Source organism: Acinetobacter albensis (assembly GCF_900095025.1).
GTDB lineage: Bacteria > Pseudomonadota > Gammaproteobacteria > Pseudomonadales > Moraxellaceae > Acinetobacter > Acinetobacter albensis.
In genome coordinates, this window is sequence record NZ_FMBK01000009.1 from 58242 (window position 1) to 82429 (window position 24188).

20 protein-coding genes are annotated in these 24188 nt (G+C 39.6%); 16 read left to right on the forward strand and 4 right to left on the reverse strand.

Features of this window, described 5'->3' with window-relative positions; genetic code table 11:
• The first annotated feature begins 478 nt into the window (after nucleotides 1-478).
• The 3 genes from GA0116959_RS08810 to dmpG are packed head-to-tail and all read left to right on the forward strand — an operon-like array spanning nucleotide 479 to nucleotide 3252.
• Nucleotides 479-1288: a 2-keto-4-pentenoate hydratase gene (locus tag GA0116959_RS08810; protein ID WP_092720270.1), complete on the forward strand. Its 810-nt coding sequence runs from the start codon at nucleotides 479-481 to the stop codon at nucleotides 1286-1288.
• Nucleotides 1289-1312: 24 nt separating this feature from the next.
• Nucleotides 1313-2221, forward strand: a complete 909-nt coding sequence (locus GA0116959_RS08815) for an acetaldehyde dehydrogenase (acetylating) (protein ID WP_092720272.1) — start codon at nucleotides 1313-1315, stop codon at nucleotides 2219-2221.
• An 11-nt stretch (nucleotides 2222-2232) separates the two neighbouring features.
• Nucleotides 2233-3252, forward strand: a complete 1020-nt coding sequence (gene dmpG, locus GA0116959_RS08820) for a 4-hydroxy-2-oxovalerate aldolase (RefSeq protein WP_092720274.1) — start codon at nucleotides 2233-2235, stop codon at nucleotides 3250-3252.
• Nucleotides 3253-4102: 850 nt separating this feature from the next.
• Here dmpG and GA0116959_RS08825 read toward each other — a convergent pair.
• Nucleotides 4103-5737, reverse strand: coding sequence for an arylsulfatase (locus GA0116959_RS08825; protein WP_092720276.1), 1635 nt, complete (start codon nucleotides 5735-5737; stop codon nucleotides 4103-4105).
• A 715-nt stretch (nucleotides 5738-6452) separates the two neighbouring features.
• On the opposite strand from GA0116959_RS08825, the gene GA0116959_RS08830 reads away from it, so the two are divergent.
• The 4 genes from GA0116959_RS08830 to GA0116959_RS08845 all read left to right on the forward strand — a co-directional run bounded on the left by GA0116959_RS08830 (nucleotide 6453) and on the right by GA0116959_RS08845 (nucleotide 11376).
• On the forward strand, nucleotides 6453-7313 hold the full coding sequence (locus tag GA0116959_RS08830) for an alpha/beta fold hydrolase (protein WP_092720278.1): 861 nt from the start codon (nucleotides 6453-6455) through the stop codon (nucleotides 7311-7313).
• Nucleotides 7314-7534: 221 nt separating this feature from the next.
• Nucleotides 7535-8500, forward strand: coding sequence for a 3-carboxyethylcatechol 2,3-dioxygenase (locus GA0116959_RS08835; RefSeq protein ID WP_092720280.1), 966 nt, complete (start codon nucleotides 7535-7537; stop codon nucleotides 8498-8500).
• A 585-nt stretch (nucleotides 8501-9085) separates the two neighbouring features.
• Nucleotides 9086-10423, forward strand: a complete 1338-nt coding sequence (locus tag GA0116959_RS08840) for a glycosyltransferase family 2 protein (RefSeq protein ID WP_244878583.1) — start codon at nucleotides 9086-9088, stop codon at nucleotides 10421-10423.
• Complete coding sequence (locus GA0116959_RS08845; RefSeq protein WP_092720282.1) at nucleotides 10420-11376, forward strand: hypothetical protein; 957 nt, start codon at nucleotides 10420-10422, stop codon at nucleotides 11374-11376. The genes GA0116959_RS08840 and GA0116959_RS08845 overlap by 4 nt, the downstream gene beginning before the upstream one ends.
• A 315-nt stretch (nucleotides 11377-11691) precedes the next feature.
• Here the strand turns inward: GA0116959_RS08845 and GA0116959_RS08850 are convergent, their stop codons facing one another.
• Entirely contained in the window at nucleotides 11692-12927 is a 1236-nt protein-coding gene (locus GA0116959_RS08850) for an MFS transporter (RefSeq protein WP_092720284.1), read from the reverse strand.
• Between the two features lie 110 nt (nucleotides 12928-13037).
• On the opposite strand from GA0116959_RS08850, the gene GA0116959_RS08855 reads away from it, so the two are divergent.
• Together GA0116959_RS08855 and GA0116959_RS08860 are read left to right on the forward strand one after the other, a co-directional pair.
• Nucleotides 13038-13802: an AraC family transcriptional regulator gene (locus GA0116959_RS08855; protein ID WP_092720286.1), complete on the forward strand. Its 765-nt coding sequence runs from the start codon at nucleotides 13038-13040 to the stop codon at nucleotides 13800-13802.
• A 212-nt stretch (nucleotides 13803-14014) separates the two neighbouring features.
• Nucleotides 14015-15367: a PQQ-dependent sugar dehydrogenase gene (locus GA0116959_RS08860; RefSeq protein ID WP_092720287.1), complete on the forward strand. Its 1353-nt coding sequence runs from the start codon at nucleotides 14015-14017 to the stop codon at nucleotides 15365-15367.
• A 198-nt stretch (nucleotides 15368-15565) separates the two neighbouring features.
• Here the strand turns inward: GA0116959_RS08860 and GA0116959_RS08865 are convergent, their stop codons facing one another.
• The gene (locus GA0116959_RS08865; protein WP_053579087.1) at nucleotides 15566-15805 is read right to left on the reverse strand and encodes a DUF2171 domain-containing protein; all 240 of its coding nucleotides are present in this window, start codon (nucleotides 15803-15805) and stop codon (nucleotides 15566-15568) included.
• A gap of 501 nt (nucleotides 15806-16306) precedes the next feature.
• Between GA0116959_RS08865 and ribBA the strand changes: the two genes are divergently transcribed.
• The 7 genes from ribBA to glmS are packed head-to-tail and all read left to right on the forward strand — an operon-like array spanning nucleotide 16307 to nucleotide 23052.
• On the forward strand, nucleotides 16307-17428 hold the full coding sequence (gene ribBA, locus GA0116959_RS08870; protein WP_053579088.1) for a bifunctional 3,4-dihydroxy-2-butanone-4-phosphate synthase/GTP cyclohydrolase II: 1122 nt from the start codon (nucleotides 16307-16309) through the stop codon (nucleotides 17426-17428).
• Between the two features lie 11 nt (nucleotides 17429-17439).
• Nucleotides 17440-17910 carry a 6,7-dimethyl-8-ribityllumazine synthase gene (gene ribH, locus GA0116959_RS08875; protein WP_004649641.1) on the forward strand — a complete coding sequence of 157 codons (471 nt, stop codon included), beginning with the start codon at nucleotides 17440-17442 and terminating at the stop codon, nucleotides 17908-17910.
• Between the two features lie 3 nt (nucleotides 17911-17913).
• A complete protein-coding gene (nusB, locus tag GA0116959_RS08880; RefSeq protein ID WP_053579089.1) occupies nucleotides 17914-18363 on the forward strand; it encodes a transcription antitermination factor NusB in 450 nt (149 codons plus the stop codon).
• 20 nt (nucleotides 18364-18383) lie between these two features.
• On the forward strand, nucleotides 18384-19316 hold the full coding sequence (gene thiL, locus GA0116959_RS08885) for a thiamine-phosphate kinase (RefSeq protein ID WP_092720289.1): 933 nt from the start codon (nucleotides 18384-18386) through the stop codon (nucleotides 19314-19316).
• A complete protein-coding gene (locus GA0116959_RS08890) occupies nucleotides 19294-19815 on the forward strand; it encodes a phosphatidylglycerophosphatase A family protein (protein ID WP_053579091.1) in 522 nt (173 codons plus the stop codon). The genes thiL and GA0116959_RS08890 overlap by 23 nt, the downstream gene beginning before the upstream one ends.
• 21 nt (nucleotides 19816-19836) lie before the next feature.
• The gene (gene glmU, locus GA0116959_RS08895; RefSeq protein WP_092720291.1) at nucleotides 19837-21201 is read left to right on the forward strand and encodes a bifunctional UDP-N-acetylglucosamine diphosphorylase/glucosamine-1-phosphate N-acetyltransferase GlmU; all 1365 of its coding nucleotides are present in this window, start codon (nucleotides 19837-19839) and stop codon (nucleotides 21199-21201) included.
• Between the two features lie 12 nt (nucleotides 21202-21213).
• A complete protein-coding gene (glmS, locus tag GA0116959_RS08900; protein ID WP_053579093.1) occupies nucleotides 21214-23052 on the forward strand; it encodes a glutamine--fructose-6-phosphate transaminase (isomerizing) in 1839 nt (612 codons plus the stop codon).
• Between the two features lie 697 nt (nucleotides 23053-23749).
• Here the strand turns inward: glmS and GA0116959_RS08905 are convergent.
• Nucleotides 23750-24184: an excinuclease gene (locus tag GA0116959_RS08905; RefSeq protein WP_092720293.1), complete on the reverse strand. Its 435-nt coding sequence runs from the start codon at nucleotides 24182-24184 to the stop codon at nucleotides 23750-23752.
• Between the last annotated feature and the right edge of the window lie 4 nt (nucleotides 24185-24188).

Below are 24188 nucleotides of genomic sequence, written 5' to 3' on the forward strand. Positions count from 1 at the left end.
ATATTGAAATAGCATACAATCAATTTTTAATAGGCAACAACACAGTATTATCTCTTCAACTAATATTTTTATTATAAAAATGAGAAGCTTAAATTTATGCTCACTTTTTCAATCTCATCCAAACAAAGTCAGAGTATCGCTATTTCTTAGCTTATAGTCGTAGACGCTGTCTGTATTCAAAAAACAAATTATATAAGAAGACGGTATTGCTTGTTTCTACCCTGAATTTCTCAATGGAATTGTGCTCAATGTGCGACTAAACAGGCCATGTATAAGTTCTAACTATTGTAAAAAATAAAATAAGTATTGGTATAAATCACATATTTTTCCGATGCTAAATGGGTCTTTATATACACGTTTCCCAAATGGATTGAACCGATTTGCAAATGGTCTATCAAGTGAGCAACCTCATTGAGTGTTCAAAATGTATCCATCAATAACGGTATAAATTTAATTTTTATAATTTAAGGAAACAGTGATGCCAAATTCTGCTGTTGTTGAAACGAGTGTTGAATCAGTTGCACAAGCTTTACGCTCTGCTGAATTGTCACAAACTCCGATTTCACCGATTCGCCCACAATTAGGCGGTGAACGTGCTGATTTAGATATTGCCTATGCCGTTCAGGAAATTAACACGCAACGTGCCTTAGACCAAGGGCGTCGCTTAGTGGGTCGTAAAATTGGCTTGACTTCAGTGGCAGTACAAAAGCAATTAGGTGTCGATTCGCCTGATTTTGGAATGTTATTTGCGGACATGGCCTATGGCGATGGTGAAGCGATTCCAGCAGGGTTATTGATTCAACCCAAAGTTGAAGCAGAAATCGCCTTAGTGATTCATCAAGATTTAACGCAACAAAAACATAGCTATGCTGACATTATCAACGCAACAGCTTATGCATTACCAGCCGTTGAAATTGTCGATAGTCGTATCGAAAACTGGAAAATCTCACTCATTGATACTGTGGCAGATAACGCCTCTTCTGCCGCCTTCATTTTAGGTTCAAAGCCTGTAAAACTAGAAAATTTAGACCTTGTAAACTGCAAAATGGTAATGACACGTGGCGAAGAAGTCGTGTCTCAAGGTGTAGGCAAAGCATGTTTAGCCAACCCATTAAACGCAGCAGTGTGGTTAGCCGATGAAATGGTCAAACGTGGTCGTCCTTTACTTGCGGGTGACATCATTCTTACAGGCGCGCTCGGACCAATGGTGGTCGCACATCCTGGTGATGAATTTAAAGTTGAAATTGACGGTTTTGGATCAGTAACCGCCCTATTTGCCGCTGAATAAATGGAATTTTAAGAGAGTACACTCATGAAAAAGATTAAATGTGCATTAATCGGCCCGGGTAACATTGGTACAGATTTGCTTTACAAACTACAACGCAGTGAATGGTTAGAACCTGTATGGATGGTGGGCATTGATCCAACTTCTGAGGGTTTGGCTCGTGCAGCGGAAATGGGTTTAAAAACAACCAGCGATGGTGTAGACGGTTTATTGCCACATGTATTAGCAGACAATATTCAAATTGCTTTTGATGCGACCTCTGCCTATGTACATGCTGAAAACAGCCGCAAGCTCAATGAACTTGGCGTACAAATGATTGACTTAACGCCTGCTGCGATTGGTCCATTTTGTGTACCTCCAGTCAATCTTGCCGCATTGCTTGAGCAGGGTGAATTGCCAAACGTCAACATGGTGACCTGTGGTGGTCAAGCCACGATTCCGATGGTGGCAGCCGTTTCACGGGTTCAGCCTGTGAGTTATGGTGAAATTATCGCAACGGTATCGACTAAATCTGTAGGCCCGGGTACACGTAAAAATATTGATGAATTTACCCGCACCACTGCGGGTGCGATTGAGAAAGTTGGCGGTGCGAAAGCAGGTAAAGCCATCATCATCATCAATCCTGCTGAACCACCCCTCATGATGCGTGACACAGTGCATTGCTTAGTGGAAGGTGAACCCGATCAAGCTGCTATTACTGAATCAGTACATGCAATGATCCTCGAAGTTCAAAAATATGTACCAGGTTATAAACTGGTCAATGGTCCAGTCTTTGATGAGAATCGTGTCTCTATGTATTTAGAGGTTGAAGGTTTAGGAGATTACTTGCCTAAATATGCCGGTAACCTCGACATTATGACAGCGGCAGCTGCACGGACTGCAGAAATGTTTGCAGAGCGTTTAATTGCACAACAAACAACCACTGAAGCGAAATAAGGAGCAACCACATGTCTAAGATTATTGTTCATGATATGACTTTGCGTGATGGTATGCACCCACAGCGCCATCAAACGACTGTTGAGCAAATGATTGCAATTTCAACTGCTCTTGATGATGCAGGCGTACCTTTAATTGAAGTTACACACGGTGACGGCCTTGGTGGTTCATCGGTGAACTACGGTTTTGCTGCGGCAACAGATGAGCAATACTTGTCTGCGGTTGTGCCACGGATGAAGAATGCGAAAGTCTCGGCACTTCTTTTACCGGGGATTGGTACGGTTGACCATTTAAAAATGGCACATGAAATTGGTGTTTCAACCATTCGTGTGGCAACGCACTGTACAGAAGCAGACTGTTCCGAACAACATATTACCGCTGCACGTAAATTAGAAATGGATACTGTGGGCTTCTTAATGTTGGCGCACATGGCAACCCCTGCTCAATTGCTTGAAGAAGCCAAAAAAATGGTGTCTTACGGTGCGAACTGTATTTATGTGACGGACTCTGCCGGTTATATGCTGCCACAAGATGTGACTGATCGCGTCGCATGTTTACGTGACAGCCTTGATTCCAGTATTGAGCTGGGTTTTCATGGTCACCATAACTTGGGTATGGGTGTTGCCAACACCGTAGCGGCAGTTCAAGCAGGCGCGATACGTGTTGACTTGGCTTCTGCCGGTTTAGGTGCAGGCGCAGGCAATACCCCACTTGAGTTATTCATTGCTGTTGCGAATCGCATGGGGATGGATACAGGGGTTGATTTGTTTAAAGTTCAAGATGTTGCTGAAGATCTTGTGATTCCTATGATGTTGAATCCAATCCGTGCCGACCGTGATGCAGCCACTTTAGGTTATGCGGGCGTTTACTCATCGTTCTTGTTATTCGCGAAACGTGCTGAAGCAAAATATGGTGTATCTGCACGTGAAATTCTGATGGAATTGGGTCGCCGTGGTACGGTGGGTGGTCAGGAAGATATGATTGAAGATTTAGCTTTGACCATGTCTAAAGCACGTCAGCTCCACGCTTAATTTTTTAATCAATTTTTGAAAAAGCATCCTCTGGGGTGCTTTTTTATTTTTGAATGCTTTCATTCAACATGATTGAATCAAAATATATGCTTTTTTACACGTGAAAAATCATACCCAATAATCAAAATCGTCTTTTAAAACGTTAATGCGAAGGCACTAAATTTATTCTTCATACTCTTGAGTGTCCAATAAATAAAAAAAGCTGGAGCGTCCAGCTGCTTTTATTTAGGCGTTTAAAATTTAAAGGTATACTTGGTATAGATTCGATTTTCGTTATAGTTTCGACCATATTTAGACTCATCATCAATATTGAGCTATGAAAAATTCAAACCTTGGAATAGCTCATTTTTGAATAGGTAGAGCCAATATATCGTCAGCAACAGAATAAATCGGCTCATTCAGCGCAGAAAATATCTTATCCATGTTGTTTCATAATACATTTCAACAATTTCTACCAAGACATCATGCTCAGATCATCTGTTTGAAGCTAAAAAATAGCACTACGTCCCTATTTTTTAGCCTTGCTAGCCAGTGGTATCGAAGAAAATTTTAAACTGAGCAACATTCACTTCTGTTGGATCGAGCATTTAGCTTATTTTGATCGAAGGGCGTTCATTTTCAAGCACCCATATATAAATCCAAAAGAATTTAACTCATGGCAATTTCAACCTTGCCCAATGTTTTGGATTTTCCTCAAAGTACAGGTCAGCCGAAGTATGACCAGCATTCATTGATACTTCCAAACGTAACCAGATCTCTAGCTTGCTGAGTTTTTGAAAAACTATGTTCTCAAAAACTCACTGTAAATATCCCCACAGCATTCCCTGTTTATCAAGCTTGAGATGGGAAATTATTCTGCGAAATCTTGCACACCTACCCGTTGAGTATATTTCACATATTCTTGCTGAAGCTGTTTTACAATTTCAGGATGTTTTGTACTCAGGTCTGTGGTTTCTGTACGATCATTTTCTAGATCATATAACTTCCAATCTGGGCCACTTAGGTTTTTAGTAATGGTACGCGTCAGTTTCCATTTTTTGTTACGCACATAGGCATCGCCATGCAATTCATCTGCATAGATAAAATTGTCGCCATATACAGAATTAGTTTTACCCTTCAGATAACTCATCCATGATTTACCCAAAAGCTGATTGTATTGAGTCGCATCTTGGTAAGCTGGTTTTAATGAGGATTGAGTAATTTCCAGAACAGTCGGGAAAATATCTTTTACATTCACAAAGCTATTGCTTACTTTCGCTGTGTTGTTATTTGGAAGCTTCACAATCGCTGGTGCACTCACACCGCCTTCAGCTGCGGTTCCTTTCCAGAGTGAAAAAGGTGCACTGCTCACTTCGGTCCAACGTGGGCCAATCAGTTCATAAGATTTCGTTTTACCTAAATTATGATAACTATTGTCATAACCTGGCAGTGGGCGATAGAAACCTTCTGCGCCATTATCTGACATAAAAATGAATAGCGTATTGTCGTATTGTTTAATCTTTTTCAAATGTTGAATGAGTTTTCCAACATTATCATCCATATTTTTAATCTGTGCCGCATAGATTTCCATTTTACGTGCTTCGATTTTTTTCTGTTCGGCCGTTAGATTATTCCACGTGTCTAAATTCATTGGCGCAAGTTCTTTACTCACAACATGGGCTGTTTTTGTAGAGTTAATAAGCTTGAGCTTGAGCATTTTTTCTAAACGCTTTTGTTTAATGACATCGTAACCTTGGTCATACTGCCCTTTATACATATTCAAATAATTTGTCGGCACTTGCAGAGGCCAATGCGGTGCCGTCAGCGCAACATAAGCAAAAAAAGGTTGACTTGTTTTTTTATGATCACCAATATATTCAATCACTTTTTGCGTGAAAAAGTCGGTTGAATAGAAGTCATCAGGTAATTCCGTCACCTGACCATTTTCAGTGTAGATGGTTTTACGTTCTATCCCTTCAGGAAGTGTTTTGAAGTGTGAGTCGGCACCATTCAATAAAGCATAAGAAAAATCGAAGCCTCTTTTTGCTGGATTCGTCTCAGGTGTATATCCAAGATGCCATTTACCCGCCATCAGTGTTTTATAACCATTGTCTTTTAATACTTGAGGCAAGGTCATTGAACGCGTATTTAAATACCCTTCATAACCGGGTTTACCTAAAAACTGTGGACGAGGCGATAAATCAAATTTTGCTGCATCTGCCCGCATCGTTTCTGCCATTGCACCTAGCCCAGCTTGATGATGATCTGTACCCGACATCAACTCAGAACGTGTAGGCGAACAGGTACTCGGAGTATGATAATTGGTAAAGCGGGTACCTTGATTTGCCAGACTGTCGATATGAGGGGTTTTGATTTCACTACCAAATGAACCAAGATCGGAATAGCCCAAATCATCTGCCAAAATGATGACCACATTTGGCTTTTGCGCAAATAACTGAGTAGAAATTAATAATGATGTCATTAGCGCGATTTTGTTGAATTTCATTTCATTCATCCTTGATTATGATTTACAACGCATACAGCAGTGTAAATGGTTTAAATATCATACCTACTAGACAAACCTCTATTTTCATAAAAATCATATGTATATAAAATTATAGAAAGATAAATGATCAATAAATAATAGTTTTTTTATATGGATCGGTATTATTTAAATATCAATATTGAACTAGATTGAGTAAATGAAATTTCTATCATACATATAGCTTTAAATTATTATTGGATGACTTCAAAATCAAAATAATCCATAAAATAGTCATTTATCTCTTTTTATCATTACTTCATTCGATCACCCGCTATTCCATCAGGTAAAATCCAAGGGCAAGGCTAAGGTATTTAATCTATACCGATCAATACCAGTTATAACTAAAAAAAGACTGAAACGTATCGTGGCGCAACCTTTGATCCTGATCAATTTTAACTCAAAATATCAGCACAGTGACTTCATAAAAGATCACTATTTTAAAGCATAGACTTATTGCTAAAGTGGTCAAAAAAACCACACCAACATCCACTTAATTTAAATTAAAACAATCACTTATATGATCGTTTTTTTGTTTAGTGCGATCATAATTTTGTATCAATTTACCTGATTTTAACCTGTACTATCTAGCTTATGACCATCAAATTTTAATACGTCAATTTAGGATGGTTATCTAAAAAGATAACCATACCAATATAAAGCTATACGAGGAGTAGGTATGAGCACAGTTCAAATCCCTGAATATCAAACAGATTCATTCTTCGGTTTAGAAGATAAATGGATTGAAACTGCTGAAGGTGAGTTAACCCACTATCACGAAATTGGTCAAGGTACACCTATTCTATTTTTACATGGCTCAGGTACTGGTGTCTCTGCGGCTGCAAACTGGTGGTTAAACTTACCTGAAATTGCTGAACAAGCGCGTTGTATCGCAATTGATACCATTGGGTATGGCCAATCTGTGGTAGCGCCCAATACGGCTTATGGTATTCGGGCTTGGGTTGATCACGCTATTCGTACTTTAGATGCTTTAGGGATTGAAAAGACTTGGGTGGTGGGTAATTCACTTGGAGGTTGGTTGGCTTTCCAGATGGTGCTTGATTATCCTGAGCGTGTCCTTGGGATTATCTCTATGGGTACAGGCGGTGCAAAACAAACGGCTGCACTTAAAGCACATGCAAACCCAGTTTTAACAGAAGAAGGTATCAAAAACACCCTTTCCATGTTTGTGGTAAACAAAGATTTGATTACCGATGAGTTGGTCAAAGTACGTTTTGATTCTGCTAAAAATGACTATGCATCAGATCGTTTGGTGGATGTGGTTGGTGCACGTGATCGCGACCGTTTTGATTTCCCCCTTGATTTCGAAAAAATGAAAAATATTACTGTTCCAGTATTGTTGATTCATGGCACACAAGATGTCGTTATTCCAGTTTCACGGACTTGGGATATTTTGAATATTGTCCCACATGCCGATGCTCATATTTTTAGTCAGTGTGGGCATTGGTCTCAGGTAGAAAAAGCCGAAGAATTTAATGCCGTTATTAAAAATTATTTAACGGCGCGTGGTGTGAATTAATCTGTTTTTACTGCACTCAACATCTGAATCCTCATGAGTACAGCATTTGCTCATGAGGATGAATTCAAAGCGATCAATATTGAAAGACGGGTCTAAGCATTTCTATAAAAATAGATCTTAGACCTCTCTTCTTAATAATAAGTATTTATAAAGGAAATACTTATTATTTAAAAACCATTCAAAGCAATTTTTTGGGATTGTCTTCCTCAAGGAATCGGAATATGCCTGTTAAACTCATTTGTGCCTCTCACAGTCCTTTAATGGAATTTACTTCACCACAAGATCGCACGAAAGAACACACAGTACGCAAAGCTTTTGCTGAATTGGCTGAACAAGTCAAAGCATATAAGCCAACTTTAATTATTAGCTTTGGCCCAGATCATTTTAATGGTTTCTTTTATGATTTAATGCCCAGTTTCTGTGTAGGTATACGTGCGACTGCGGCAGGTGATTGGGATTATGGGCCGGGCAAAATTGATGTCCCTGAAGCCACAGCAATTCATTTGGTTCGTAAAGTCCTTGATGAAGGTGTGGATGTCGCCTATTCCTACCGTATGCAGGCAGATCATGGTGTCACTCAACCCTTACATTTTCTATGTGATGGTAAACTTGATCGTTATCCCACCATTCCTATTTTTATTAATGGTGCAGCAGCACCCATGCCAACCACGAAAAGAACGATCGCACTTGGTCGTGCAGTTGGACAATTTATTCAATCATTAAATCTTGAAAATGAACGGGTATTAATTTTAGGAACAGGTGGACTTTCACATGATCCACCTACGCCTCAAATGGGTTCTGTTCCTCTTGAAGTTGAAGAGTTTTTAATTTGTGGTCGTAACCCAACATTCGAGTCACGCGCTGCTCGTCAGGCTAAAATTATTTCTGTAGGTCAACGCTTGGCAGCCGGTGATCAAAGCATTTCTATTCCACTTAATCCAGAATGGGATCTGGCCTTACTGGAAAAATTTAAAAATGCTGATTTTTCGGCACTTGAAGCGATGACCGAAGAGGATATTCGTCATGAAGGTGGACGCGGTGGTCAAGAAGTTCGTTCATGGATAGCTGCATTTTCAGCATTCTCAGAACTCGGTGAATACGAGATGAAAGTGCATTGTTATGAAGCAATCAGTGAGTGGATTGCTGGTTTTGGGATCGTATCTGCTGAACTCAAAACACAGTCTTAGAAATCGTTTGATGATCTGGGTTTTAACAACAAGCAAAAATAGGAATCATCTATTTTAAGTATAGTTAAGACCTTCATCATACTGACTGAACTTTAAAAAATAGCAGAGAAAACTTGGAATAATCTTAAATCTGATCGCGAAAGTTTTAAAAATGATCGTCCGACCCATTTTTCAGAATTTTATCTTTAAATCTTTCTCTGTTTTAAATTAATCCTTTGATTCTCCTATCACAGGTTTTTTAATCTTTTTATAACTTAATATTTTGTCCTAAATGATATGACTGCATTTACATATCTGCCAAATATAATCTAAATATCATTCAAGCGCCTAAATTATTCCTTATCATCTAAACAGTATATCTTTGCCGTGTTTCAGTCTTTTAAAATTCGATGTGTGTTCATTCATAAACTTAGCCATAATAAAAAATAAAAGGTACTTCAAAAGAAAATAATGCATATCTATGATTTTATTGTTTTTTAAATACCTTAAGAATAAGGAACTCTGGAGTTTATTTTAACTGATTTTATTAAACATAATTGTGGTTATAATTTGCACTAACAAGACAATACTTTGTGGAAAAGTATCATGATTCATACTGAAAGTGACAACAAAGTATCTCGATTTTATTTTTCGGTACGGTTAAAATTTTTTGTCGCTTTGATGGGTGCTTGTCTATGGACTTGGTTTTCGATTTGGATTGCACAAGTCTGGATGCATGACCTGAGTATGTACATTGGTCAGTTTGCAGCTATTTTTTTGATTTATGGTATCGCGATTATTCCAGGATTTATGAATTCCTTCGCGGCTTTAAGTTTAATAATGGATAGAAGACCACCTCGGCAATCGCTTTCATTTTATCCAGGCATCACTATTTTGATTGCGGCTTATAATGAAGCTGCTTCAATTAGAGATACGTTGGTCAGCATCGACCATCAGAATTATCCGGGGGAATTACAAGTCATCGTAATTAATGATGGCTCTCGGGATGAGACAGCGGCGATTGTTCAAGCTTTGCAACAACGGTTTACTTGGCTGACTTTACTAGATTTGGAAAAAAATGCGGGTAAAGCACATGCTTTGAATGAAGGATTTAAACTGGTTGAACATGATCTGGTGGTCACCATTGATGCAGATTCATACCTGCATAATATTGCACTGATTAATATTGTAGAACGCTATCTGCTAGACCCATCCAATACTCGAGCTGTAGCAGGTAAAATTTTAGTCCGTAACTCTCGAGTGAACTTGCTGACCAAAACTCAAGAATGGGATTATTTTCTTGGAATTTCAGCAACAAAACGTATGCAGTCGCTGTATCAAGGTACGTTAGTGGCACAAGGGGCTTTCTCTATCTATGATCGTGCTGCATTGATCGAAGTCGGTGGATGGCCTGAATGTGTAGGCGAAGATATTGTGCTGACTTGGGCTTTGCTCAATGCTGGATATAGAGTCGGACATTGCGAAGATGCTTGTCTTTTTACCAATGCGCCCACAACGCTCAAAGTTTTTATTAAGCAACGCCAACGCTGGGCTCGCGGCATGATGGAAGCGTTCATTAAGCATCCTTCCATTTTAATCAAACCACGGCTTTCAACCTTCTTTATTTATTGGAATCTACTTTTCCCTTGGCTGGATTTGGCATTTACCTTTGGCTTTATACCAGGATTAATATTGGCATGTTTTGGGCATTATTGGATTGTGGGCATTATGACTTTGGCTTTGCTTCCTATGGCCTTCCTCTTGGGTTTACTCAATTACTCGATTGAACGTCGAATGTTTAAAGATTTGGATCTAAAAGTGCGTAAAAATTTTAGCGGTTTTTTTATCTACGTTATTGCTTATAGCTTCTTATTACAACCTGCCAGTGTGCTTGGATACTTGGATGAAGTATTGAGAACTCGAAAAACATGGGGAACTAAATGAACATAAAACAATTAAAGCTTTGTATCGTTATGCCCTTGTTCATGGTGATCAGTACAGGCAGTTTTGCGAATGCATTAGATGAAAATCAGGTAACCCAAGAGCGAGCTGCTGGAACAGAATTCTTTTTCAGTGATGATAGTGAGGGATTTCAAACCCGTAGGTTATCGGCAGAATTTTTTCCCAAATATGAAAATGGCGATCACTATCTTGGTATACGTGCCAGTGCTTATCAGTATAAGGCCGATAATTGGAGTGAAGACGGGCAAAAAATATCTTTTATCGCAAGAGATATAGAGTCCGCTACTGCTAATGGTTGGTTTTTGGATGCTGGCTTATTCAATCAAAATGATCATACGTTATTAACCCTTGATGGTAGTTATCGAACAGCTCTAGCCGAAAAGACAGCATTAGAAGTATTTGTGAATCGTGACTGGGTAGAAACACAACTTGCTCTGGATCAGGGAACTTCTTTTACCTTTGTTGGTGCTACGATGGATCAAGGCTTAGGTGAACACGTCACAGTTGTCGGTTTAGCTGGCTCACAATTTTTTTCAGATAATAACCGACGTGACCATGGTCGAATTAAATTGATCTATCAACCTTCACTCGATTTAGGACTGACGATTCAGGGACGTTACCGAACTTACCAGAGTCGTCAAGAAGATGTCGGTGGAGCGTATTTCAACCCAAAAGATTATGAAGAATCTATGTTAGCACTGGGTTGGCGTAAACGCTTTGCTGGATGGTCTACCGGTTTAACTGTGGGTCTAGGACGTGAAAAAATCAATGATGCTGCAAGTCAATCCACTCGCCTTTTTGAATTGAATCTACAAAGTCCAATTCAGGGATCTCAATTTCTTCGTATGAGTGCCGGATACAGCAACAGTGCTGCTTTTAACGGCCCAAATTATAATTATCATTATGTGAAAGGAGAATGGATATTACGGTTTTAAGCAGTTTAGTATTTAACTGATGAACATGGCGTGAACTTAATATCAATCCAGCGTATTTGGGCTACCAATACAAGCAGCAATGAACAAATATAGACAAAGCCTATTTTTTTCTTCAACTCAAATCTAAGCTGAACATTCAACACACCTTTAAATAGCCGATTAGGTTTTTGTTTAGTTCAGCACAAAATGCTCAGGTCATGTTTACAGAGAATAAAAGTTTAACTTCTTTCCTAGCTCTCATTTAAAAAACCCTGATCTTCGAATCAGGGTTTTTATTATTGATTTTAAAATCTATTTTTTAGCAATTGATCCATCTCATGACACGCTATTCTTTACTTTATTTTGAGTATTGGGTAAAAATACAGTAAAAATTCCGAGTAAAGGTAAATAAGAACACAGTCCAAATACCCACTCTATGCCGTTTTTATCCGCTAAGTACCCTAAGCCTGCTGCAGCTATTCCGCTTACCCCAAACATTAAACCAAACATTAGACCCGCAACCATCCCTACCCGACCAGGCACTGCTTCTTGTGCATAAACCACCATTGCAGAAAATGCAGAAGACATAATTAAACCTGACATAATGGCCAAAACACAAGTCCAGAACAAATTTGCATACGGCATTAACATCGCGAACGGTGCCATGCCTAAAAATGAAATCCAAATAACCGCTTTGCGTCCTATACGATCCCCAATCGGGCCACCAAAGAATGTCCCAAATGCAACAGCGGCTAAAAAAGCAAATAAATATAATTGTGCGCTTTGAAGTGAAAGATGAAATTTTTCAATTAAATAAAAAGTATAATAATTACTGATACTTGCAATGTAAGTAAACTTAGCCAACATCAAAATAGAAATAATGCTGAGTGCGCGTACTAAGGTCTTGCCGTGTAATTTAAAGCTTGTGCTGGATGATGTTTTACTGATTTGAGTTTTAGCATACTGGATGGTCCATTGACTGACTTTGAATAAAACCCAAATCGCAATTAAAGCAAATAAAATTAACCATGCTGCCGATGCTTGACCATTGGGAACAATAATAATGGCTGCCAATAAGGGGCCTATTGCCGACCCTGTATTGCCTCCCACTTGGAAAGTCGATTGTGCTGTACCAAACTTTCCTCCCGATGCCATTCGGGCAACTCGTGAGGCTTCAGGATGAAAAGTCGATGAGCCTACACCAATCAAAGAGGCTGCAACCAACAACATATAGAAACTACTCGAAAAAGCGAGCATCACAATACCCAGCAAGGTCACCACCATGCCGAGTGGCAATAAATAGGGTTTAGGATATTTGTCGGTATATAAACCAATCCAAGGTTGCAACAAAGAGGCAGTAATCTGATAAACCAATGAAATTAGACCAATTTGTGTGAAACTTAATGAAAAATTATCTTTTAACAGTGGATAAATCGCGGGCAATGCTGCTTGAATTAAATCATTCAGTAAATGTGCCAAAGCCACAGCAAAAATAATCTGCGGTATCATTTTCGGCACTCGATCAGGAACATTTATTTCAGGCTGTTTCTTTATCTGAGAAGAGGACTGCATGTAAGGCCTTATTGCTTTAAAACATTCATGGCACTTATTATAGATTGTCATATTTACATGTATATTCCAAAAATCATCGCATAAGTGACAATTTTACTCACGGACATAAGATGACTATTAATACTAAAGCAATAAGTCCACTGATTATCTCAATGGGATCAAAATACAATTATGGTAGCGTTATTGCGCCACATTCCCATAATCGTGCGCAATTATTGTATGCCTCTCAAGGCTCAATTCGTGTTCATACTGCAGACCATGTATGGCTTGTTCCAACCCAATGTGCCTTATGGATTCCAGCCTTTGTCGAACATAGTGTCATTTCATTAAGTGACGTGCGCTTAAGTACGGCTCTGGTTGAGCAAACGGCTGCACAAATATTAGGCACACAATGTTTTTTGCTGAGCATGACCAATCTTCTGCGAGAATTAGTGCTTAGACTAAATCAACTTGACCTCATACAACACCATGCAACGCCGTATGGCGAAGATTTACACAAAGCCTTACAACTGCTTATTTTTGAGGAAATTAAACAAGCCTCTACTTTTCCTGTAGACATTCCATGGCCTCGAGATAAACGCTTAGTTTTAATCTGTGAACAATTAATCCATCATCCAAATCAGGTAAAAGACTTAAACACATGGTCCGATACCATTGGAACGAGTTCAAGAACCTTGATTAGATTATTCAGAAAAGAAACTGGATTGTCTTATCGCGGGTGGATTCAGCATATGCATATTGTTTTCGCCTTGAGCCAGTTAGCAGAAGGCGAAGCTGTTTCACGTATTGCCACATCATTAGGTTATGCCAGTCCAAGTGCTTTTAGCGCTATGTTTAAACGCCATTTGGGCTATTCTCCGCAAAATTTTAAATAGGCATTTAAACAACTTTTATTACTCACCTGTATGCTAATCTAGTGGTGTTGTACTCCACATATTCATACCTGTTCACACACTTAATTTTATACCGTCAAAAATATGTATTAAAAATTCTTTCAATAACAATCTGATTAAACACCTATCAGTTTCAGCTATCTACAATCGCCCTACGTTTTAAAATAAGCATAAAAAGAAATAGGAGATAATAAATGTCTACTCGATTTTTACGGTGTATGGCAAGCTCTGCCCTCATATTGACTTTAACGGGATGTGCACAATCTTCTCAACATTCTATTTTAGACAGCTATGGCGCGAATCCCAATCTGCCTGAACCCAAAGCGAATTTATTTCCCACTGTTAATATCGCACCTGCCCAAGGCTGGCCTGAGGGAATGATGCCCACTGCTGCTGCGCATTTAAAAGTACAAGCATTTGCAGCAGATCTTCAACATCCACGCTGGTTATATGTATTGCCGAATGGGGATGTTTTGGTCGCCGAAACCGATGCACCACCAAAACCTGATGACACCAAAGGAATTAAAGGCAAAATCATGAAACTGGTGATGAATCGTGCAGGATCATCTCATCCCAGTGCCAACCGAATTAGTTTACTCCGTGATCGCAACGGGGATGGTATTGCGGAGCAAAAAACCGTGTTTTTAAAGAACCTGAACTCCCCGTTTGGTATGAGCTTAGTGGGCAATATGCTGTATGTGGCGAACACCGATGCCCTGCTACGCTTTCCTTATGAACAGGATGCGACTCAAATTACCGCAAGCGGAACCAAAGTTTTGGATCTTCCCAGTGGTCCATTAAACCATCACTGGACGAAGAATGTGATTGCGAATCCAACAGGAACTCAACTGTATATCACAGTAGGTTCAAACAGTAACGTGGCAGAAAATGGCCTAGACAAAGAAACGGGACGTGCACTCATTCTGCAATATGATATTGCGAGAGGTACAGCACAACCATTTGCAACTGGACTACGTAATCCCAACGGAATGGCTTGGCAAACTCAAAGCGGTGCATTGTGGACAGTCGTCAATGAGCGTGATGAAATCGGTAACGATTTAGTTCCCGATTATCTCACGTCAGTCAAAGAAGGCGCTTTTTATGGTTGGCCCTATAGTTATTATGGGCAACATGTAGACACTCGCGTAAAACCACAGTATCCCGAAAAAGTGGCAAGTGCAGTCAAGCCTGATTATGCTTTAGGCAACCATACTGCATCATTGGGCTTGGCATTTTATCATGCTAAATTAATGCCTCAATATCATGGTGGTGCGCTGATTGGTCAGCATGGTTCATGGAATCGGAAACCGCATAGTGGCTATAAAGTGATTTTCATTCCGTTTCAACATGGTCAACCCGCTGGCCCACCGCAAGATGTCTTGACTGGCTTTTTAAGTGAGAATGGCAAGGCTTTTGGGCGACCTGTGGGCGTAGCTGTTGATATTTCAGGGGCTATTTTAGTGGCGGATGATGTGGGTAATAAGATTTGGCGTCTATCTCCTGTCGATTTAACGCCTCAAAATCCCCCATCATTAGTTAAACCCTAAAATTAGTTAAACCCTAAAAAAGCATCGTTTAAAAACCAGAAGTTATGTACTTAAAATTTTGAGTTAAATTATAAAAAATGCCAGTTCATTCAACTGGCATTTTCAATGCAATATCAACGCTATTTTAGTTCGACGCGTTAAATTTAAACAGCAAGTCTGCTCAGGTTGATTGATCTAAGTGGGCTGATCCTAAGAGCATTACAAAGTTTTCCATTCATTTCGAACATCTTCTGAATTTTTATTCAAAATAACCTGTTCATCTTTGACTTCACTGACCCAACTTAACGGAATGACATGATGTTCATTATTTTCATCATCACTCCGAGTCAATTTAATTGCATCTTGTCCTTCTAAATGATCAACTTTTCCTACTTCTGTACCACATGAGGCAATGACTGAAGCATGTTCTTTAATATCCGTTGTATTAAAATGATTCATTCTAATGACCTATTAAATAGAAGAGAGAAACAACAGTTTATGCAAAAGAAACTTCAAAATCTGTAAGGATTATGAGGCTTTAAGGTGTACTAAGTGAATCATGACGTATATAGAAAGTAGCGAATTGTATATTTTGATTAAGATTATTTTAAATTTAGAAAATCTTAATTCTGCTTATAGAATATTTCTTATCAGTAAAATATCTTAATAGTGTTTTTCTGCTGATAGTGTTTAACCAACCCGATTAACTGTTCAAAGTTAAAGCAATTTTTTATATTTGATTTAAATTTTTTATTATTGATGTATTTCAAATAGTTAAATATTAAACTTCATCTCGCCATTTTAAAATAAAAGACCCTTTTCAACTATTCTATACCTGTGTATAACAAGGGTCTGTTTAGGCCAATCAATAAGCATAGGCAAAGTAAGTCAAAAAGCGTTAGAATATGCCACAATCAATGCAATTAAAATGTCATTCGAGACACAAAAAGGTGAAGGTTGATGCCGCTCAATACTGTTGAAGAGCTTGTAGCAGATATCCGTGCAGGAAAAATGGTCATCCTGATGGATGATGAAGATCGAGAAAATGAAGGCGATTTAGTGATTGCCGCGACCCATGTGCGTCCAGAAGATATCAACTTCATGATTACGCATGCGCGTGGTTTGGTGTGTTTAACCTTAAGCCGTGATCGTTGTCAGCAACTCAATCTTCCGCTGATGGTCGATGCCAATGGCGCACAACATGCGACCAACTTCACCTTATCTATTGAAGCAGCTGAAGGGATTACTACAGGTATCTCTGCTGCTGAACGTGCACATACGATTCAGACTGCTGTTGCTGCACATGCTAAACCAGCCGATATTGTACAGCCAGGTCATATTTTTCCATTGATGGCACAGCCTGGCGGTGTTTTACACCGTGCTGGTCACACTGAAGCAGGTTGTGATTTATCACGTATTGCAGGACTTGAACCTGCATCGGTCATTTGTGAAATCATTAATGAAGATGGCACCATGGCGCGCCGCCCTGACCTTGAAGTTTTTGCAGAAAAACACGGTTTGAAAATCGGTACTATTGCAGACCTTATTCACTACCGTATGACCAATGAACAAACAGTTGAACGTTTGGGTCAAGAAACAATTAAAACTGAATATGGCAATTTCGAGCTAGTACGTTACCGTGAACTTGGCAACCCTGATATTCACTTGGCCTTGGTTAAAGGTCAGCCGAAAGAAGGTGTGACCACCGTTCGTGTTCATGGCTTTAATCCAGTTCGTGACTTATTGAAACTCAATAAACAAGATGGCGAACCGGCTTGGAATTTAGACAAAGCACTGAAAGAAATCTCTAACAGCGACCGTGGGGTACTGGTTTGGATTGGTCAACGTCATTTACAAGACTTAGGCCCAGCATTAGAAAGCTTAACCAAGCCAAAACCGACCAAATCCAATGCGGCTCTTTCACAGCAATACCAAACCATTGGCGTTGGGGCACAAATTTTACGCGATTTAGGTGTGGAAAAAATGAAGCTTTTAAGCTCTCCATTACGTTTCAATGCCCTATCTGGCTTTAACTTAGAAGTGGTGGAATATGTCACCGCAAATCAAACAATAGAGAAATAATCGAGGTTGCTATGGCAGTTCGCCGTATTGAAGGTATGTTACATCTCGCGAGCGAAGGCCGTTACGCGATTTTAGTCGGCCGTTTTAATAGTTTTGTGGTTGAACATCTATTAGAAGGTGCGATTGATACATTGAAACGTCATGGTGTATCAGAAGATAATATTACTGTTGTTCATGCACCTGGTGCTTGGGAACTTCCTGTTGTCGCGAAAAAATTGGCTGCATCAGATCGTTTCGATGCAATTATTGCGCTAGGCGCAGTCATTCGTGGAAGCACGCCTCACTTCGATTTTGTAGCAGGTGAATGTGCCAAAGGTTTAGGCGTTGTTGGTCTGGATACTGGCTTACCTGTTATTAATGGTGTACTCACTACGGATAGTATTGAACAAGCGATTGAACGCTCTGGAACAAAAGCAGGTAATAAAGGTGGCGAAGCTGCCCTTACTGCTATTGAAATGGTTAACTTGTTAAAGGCTATTTAACACATGTCGCAAACACTTCAAGCTACTTATGCAGCGAAACGTAAAGCACGTCGCTTTGCTGTACAAGGAATTTATGAATGGCAGATGAGCCACAATCCCGTCCATGAAATTGAAGCACGTACGCGTGTTGAAAATGCCATGCACAAAGTGGATCTCGGTTATTATCATGAATTGTTGACTCAAGTGGTTGCCAATCATGAAGTATTGGATGAACTTTTAGTTCCTGTACTTGATCGTGAGCTTAAGGCACTTGATGGCGTTGAACTCGCTGCACTTCGTCTAGGCGCCTATGAATTGAAAGAGCATCTTGAAATTCCATATCGCGTCGTTTTAGATGAGTCGATTGAGCTTGCCAAACACTTTGGTGGTGCAGACAGTCATAAATACATCAATGGTGTATTAGATCGTTTAGCCACCAATTTACGGGCAGCAGAAAAGCAACAAGCCGACTAATGTTACAGTAGATTTGTTGTATGGCTGAGTTCTCCATCATTGATCACTATTTTAATCGACAGACTATTGCATCTTCGGATGTCAATATTGTCGATTTAGGTGTGGGTGATGACTCAGCCGTGCTCACACCTCCTCCTCAGCAACAATTGGTCATCTGTACCGATACTTTGATTGCAGGTCGACACTTCCCGCTTAATACCAGCCCACATGCGATTGGCTGGAAATCTGTTGCTGTGAATTTATCTGATATCGCTGCAATGGGTGCAAAACCGCAAAGTATTTTACTCGCATTGAGTTTAGCCCAAATTGATCATGATTGGCTGACAGGCTTTAGTCAGGGTTTATATGATTGTTGCGATCAATTTGGGGTTAGCTTAATTGGTGGCGATACCACCCAAAGCCCACATCTCACTATTTCAGTGACTGCACTCGGCTGGATAGAAACTGGACACGCTATTACTCGCTCAGGCGCACAAGTGGGTGATTATATTTGTGTCAGCGGAACGCTCGGGGATGCAGCCTATGCCTTACACAATTTAGGACATCCACTTCAACAAAGATTGGATTATCCTACTCCGCGTTGTAGTTTAGGTCAGCAACTTAAAGGCTTGGCCTCCAGTATGATTGATATCTCGGATGGCTTAGCCCAAGATTTAGGTCATATTCTTAAAGCATCTCAAGTGGGTGCTCAAATTCAATTAGACCAACTCCCAATCAGCGAAACACTGCGCATTTTACCTCAAGAAAAACAATGGCAGCACGCTTTAGCGGGTGGCGATGACTATGAATTATGTTTTACAATCAATCCGCAAAATTATAAAAAACTTTTGCAACAACAAAGTGATGTCAACATTACCAATATTGGACAAATTACCCAACAAAGCGCTTTAACTTTTGTGCAGAATGGCGTAGATCATTTACTGCAATTTAATGGATACCAACACTTTGCATAACCCCCCAATCAATTTTAAAAACATGTCTTGGCTCAACCGCTGTATTGTGTTTTGTGGAGTGGGGTTTGGCTCTGGACTTATACCCAAAGCACCAGGCACCTTTGGTTCTGCTTTTGCTTTATTGTTTATTCCTTTTTGGCTGGCTATAGGGTTTTTCAATACCTTGCTGGCCATTATTTTAATGTCACTTTTAGGTATTTATATTTGCGGACAAACCGCTAAAGTGATGGGCGTTCATGATGATGGCCGTATTGTTTGGGATGAATTTGCTGGACAATCGATTACTTTTTTACCCCTCCTCTATTTGGGGATGATCAATTGGGTTTGGGTCGTGATTGGATTTGCCTTATTTCGTTTGTTTGATATTTGGAAACCTTGGCCTATTCGTATGATTGACCGACAGATACATGGCGGTTTTGGCATCATGTTTGATGACATTATAGCTGGTCTTTGGGCTGCGTTATGTATTTGTATTTATTTATATTTTATAATGGCTTAAGCTAAATTCGTAGGATTATACATGTCTACTAGCGTTATTATTCTTGCTGCAGGTAAAGGAACACGTATGCGTTCAACTTTACCCAAAGTATTACAACCCCTTGCAGGACGTCCTTTACTTAAACATGTGATCGAAACTGCAAAAAAACTCAATGCAAAAAATATTATTACTATTTTTGGTCATGGTGGCCCATTGGTCCAACAAGCATTCTCCGAAGAAAATGTACAGTGGGTCGAACAAGCTGAACAACTGGGTACTGGGCATGCGGTAAAAATGACCCTACCAGTATTACCTCAAGACGGCGTTTCTTTAATTTTGTCTGGTGATGTGCCTTGTGTGACACAAGATACCTTACAACGCTTACTTGATGCATCCACACAAACAGGGATTGGTATTGTCACTTTAACTGTAGATGATGCAACCGGTTATGGTCGTATTGTGCGTAAAAATGGTCAAATTCAAGCCATTGTAGAGCATAAAGATGCCAATGATGAACAACGTCAAATTAAAGAATTTAATACAGGAATTTACTGCGTCAATAATGCTAAGTTACATCAATGGCTGCCCCAATTGTCCAATGAAAATGCGCAAGGCGAATATTATCTAACTGATATTATTGCGATGGCCATTGCTGATGGTTTAGACGTTGCCTCGGTTGAACCAACGCTTGCATTTGAAGTAGAAGGCGTGAACGACCGCATTCAACTTGCAGCGCTTGAACGTGAATTCCAACAAGATCAAGCCAAAAAACTCATGCAACAAGGCGTGCATTTAATTGATCCTTCTCGTTTTGACTTACGTGGTCATTTAACCGTCGGTCAAGATGTTCGGATTGATATTAATGTGATTATCGAAGGCGATTGCGAACTAGGTGATCATGTCGAAATTGGCGCTGGCTGCATCATTAAAAACACCAAAATTGCAGCGGGTACTAAAGTTCAACCCTATAGCATCTTCGACAATGCCGTGGTGGGTGCAGATGCCCAAATTGGTCCATTTGCTCGCTTACGTCCCGGTGCAAAACTGGCCAATGATGTTCATATCGGCAACTTTGTTGAAGTCAAAAACTCAAGCATTGGAATAGGCTCAAAAGCCAATCATTTTAGTTATTTAGGTGATGCAGAAATCGGTGCCGGTTCAAATATTGGTGCAGGAACCATTACTTGTAACTACGATGGTGCGAATAAATTTAAAACGATTATTGGCGATGCCGCGTTTATCGGCTCAAATAGTTCCCTTGTTGCTCCTGTTCATATTGGCCATGGCGCAACTGTAGGTGCAGGCTCAGTCATTACGCGTGATGTGGCAGAAAATAGCCTCGCTTTTGAACGCTCAAAACAAGTGGCTAAAGAAAATTATCAACGCCCCCAAAAACTGAAAAAATAAGAGGATTTAAATATGTGCGGAATTGTTGGTGGCGTTGCTGAACGTAGTATTACGGATATTTTAATCGAGGGTCTTAAACGCCTTGAATACCGCGGTTATGATTCAGCCGGTGTCGCGCTGATTAACCAAGGTCAAGTCTTGCGTGAACGCCGTGTTGGTAAAGTTGTTAATTTAGAACAAGCGGTTCATGAAGCTGAATTAATCGGTTCATTAGGCATTGCACATACGCGTTGGGCCACACATGGCAAGCCAACAGAAAATAATGCCCATCCACATATCTCAGGGACTGTGGCTGTCGTTCATAATGGCATTATCGAAAATTATCAAGAACTGAAAGATGATTTAGAAGCATTAGGCTATGTGTTTACGTCACAAACTGATACTGAAGTCGTCGCGCATTTGGTTAATGATGCCTTGAAGACGACATCTAGCCTTTTAAGCGCAGTACAACAAGTGGTTCCACAACTTAAAGGTGCTTATGCACTGGGCATTGTACATACTGACTATCCTGATGAACTGATTACAGTGCGCGAAGGCTCACCTTTGGTGATTGGCGTCGGTATTGGTGAGAACTTTATTAGTTCCGATCAATTGGCGTTGCTTCCGATTACCAATCGCTTTATTTATCTTGAAGAAGGTGATATTGCACGTTTAACTCGCAGCACCATTGAAGTTTTTGTCAATGGTCAGTTGGTTGAGCGTCCTGTTAAAGAATTAGATGCGACCGTCAGCAATGCATCTAAAGGTGAATATAAACATTACATGCTCAAAGAAATTTATGAGCAGCCTGAAGCCATCCAGCAAACCATTTCCCAAGCACTCAATGGTCATACTTTACGCGAAGATTTCTTAAAAGATGCCGTTATTGACTTTGATGGGATTCAACAGATCCAAATTATTGCCTGTGGAACAAGTTATCACGCAGGAATGATTGCAAAATACTGGTTTGAACAACTGATTGACCTTCCTTGTCAGGTCGAAATTGCCAGTGAATTTCGTTATCGCACCCCTGTGATTGTAAACAATACCTTATATGTATGTATTTCACAGTCTGGCGAAACAGCCGATACCTTGGCAGCACTCCGCGATACGCAAAAACGTGCTCTGGCGAAAAATGTAAATATTGCGACACTGACTATTTGTAATGTTGCGACATCTTCAATGGTTCGCGAAACCCAGCATAGTTTATTGACTTTGGCAGGTCCAGAAATTGGGGTCGCTTCAACCAAAGCATTTACGACTCAACTTGCAGCACTGATGTTGTTGGTATTAAAAATTGGTCAAGTGAAACAAAGCATTGCGCTTGAACAGATAACAACCATCATCAATGACTTGTGGCATACCCCGAAAGTGATTTTAGACAGTTTGCAAAAAGATAAAGATATTTTGCGTTTGTCTGAATTATTTGTAGAAAAACAGCATTGTTTATTCTTGGGTCGTGGCACACAGTTCCCAATTGCGCTAGAAGGTGCATTGAAACTAAAAGAAATTTCATATATTCATGCTGAAGGTTATGCAGCAGGCGAGCTTAAACATGGTCCGCTGGCCTTAGTCGATAACGATATGCCTGTGGTCATTCTAGCTCCACAAGATGAGATGTTGGATAAACTCAAATCCAATATGGAAGAAGTTCAAGCACGTGGTGGTGAGTTATTCGTATTCGCCGATGAAAACAGCGGGATTAAAGAAAAAGATCGTCAACATGTGGTGCATATCCCAAGTATTAGTCCTATTTTAGCGCCGATTGTTTATAGTATTCCAGTACAACTGTTGTCTTATCATGTTGCGGTATTACGCGGAACCGATGTTGACCAACCTCGAAATCTCGCCAAAAGCGTAACTGTCGAATAAGAGTAAAAGGCCAGTGAAAACTGCTGTATGAGAGTAAATAAAGTACTCTCGTACAACTGGTATGTTTAAACAATATAGTTTTAAACTTACCATTAAAGTTCTAAATTGAATAAACCCAGCCATATTGATTAAAAATTAGGCTGGGTTTTTCTATGAATAGGGCACTGATATTTCTTACAAAGAAAAAAGGATCAATTAAAAAATCAATTACTTATTTATTTTTAAACTCATAGGGGCTTCAATGAGCAAAAGCTTTTTTATTGTCTAAATTTTTATTTCACTTGATCTACACTTGAATCAAATATCTTGGCAAAAATCGCTATTAAAGACTTTGAAGGATCACTGATGGTATTTACAAAAGCCAAATACCGAATAAAACAATATAACTCGAATAATTTATTAGCTTTTATTCATTAAAATTCTCGCTATTAACTTTTAGTCTTTAAATTTTTTATTAATCAATAACTAAGAACTCTATTATTGAATTAAATTCTTAAATCAAGTTTAAAACCTTAATTTAGGTTTCATAATATCAATTCATCACAAATCATTGATGGCATTGAATGACTTGTTTAGACCGGTATTGTTCATATACTGGCCCATGATGGATACCTTTAATCAGAATATTCATCATGGTAAATCTAATCAACTCGTGCTGTTATACATTCAAAGAAAATCAGCTCTTTTGTCTTTAGAACTAAAATTTCACCAAGTCCCCTTTCAATGCTACACCCGCCATCGCGGTCCCTTTGGCACATTGATATGTCGTACTACTCCGTGTTTCATTCGATTTATAGAAACTCACCAGATTGGTCACGGCATTTGCGCCATTGGCTTTCGCTGTATTTTGGAATTGAATCAATGCTGAACGAAGTACATGATCACATGAACTTTCGGCTGACTTGGCAAAACCATTGGTCTTTTTATTGGTCACTAAGCCTTTTTCAATCACTTTGCCACCCGATTTAGTTCCAGCCAAATAAAAATTCACTGAACCATCGAGTACACCATCTGCAACTGCACGACTCACCGCTTCTTGAAACTTAAAATCATACATTTTGTCAGCCGCTTGAGCCGATGCAATCGTAGCGAAAGACAACACAACCACTGCATAGATATTTTTAAAAGACATTATT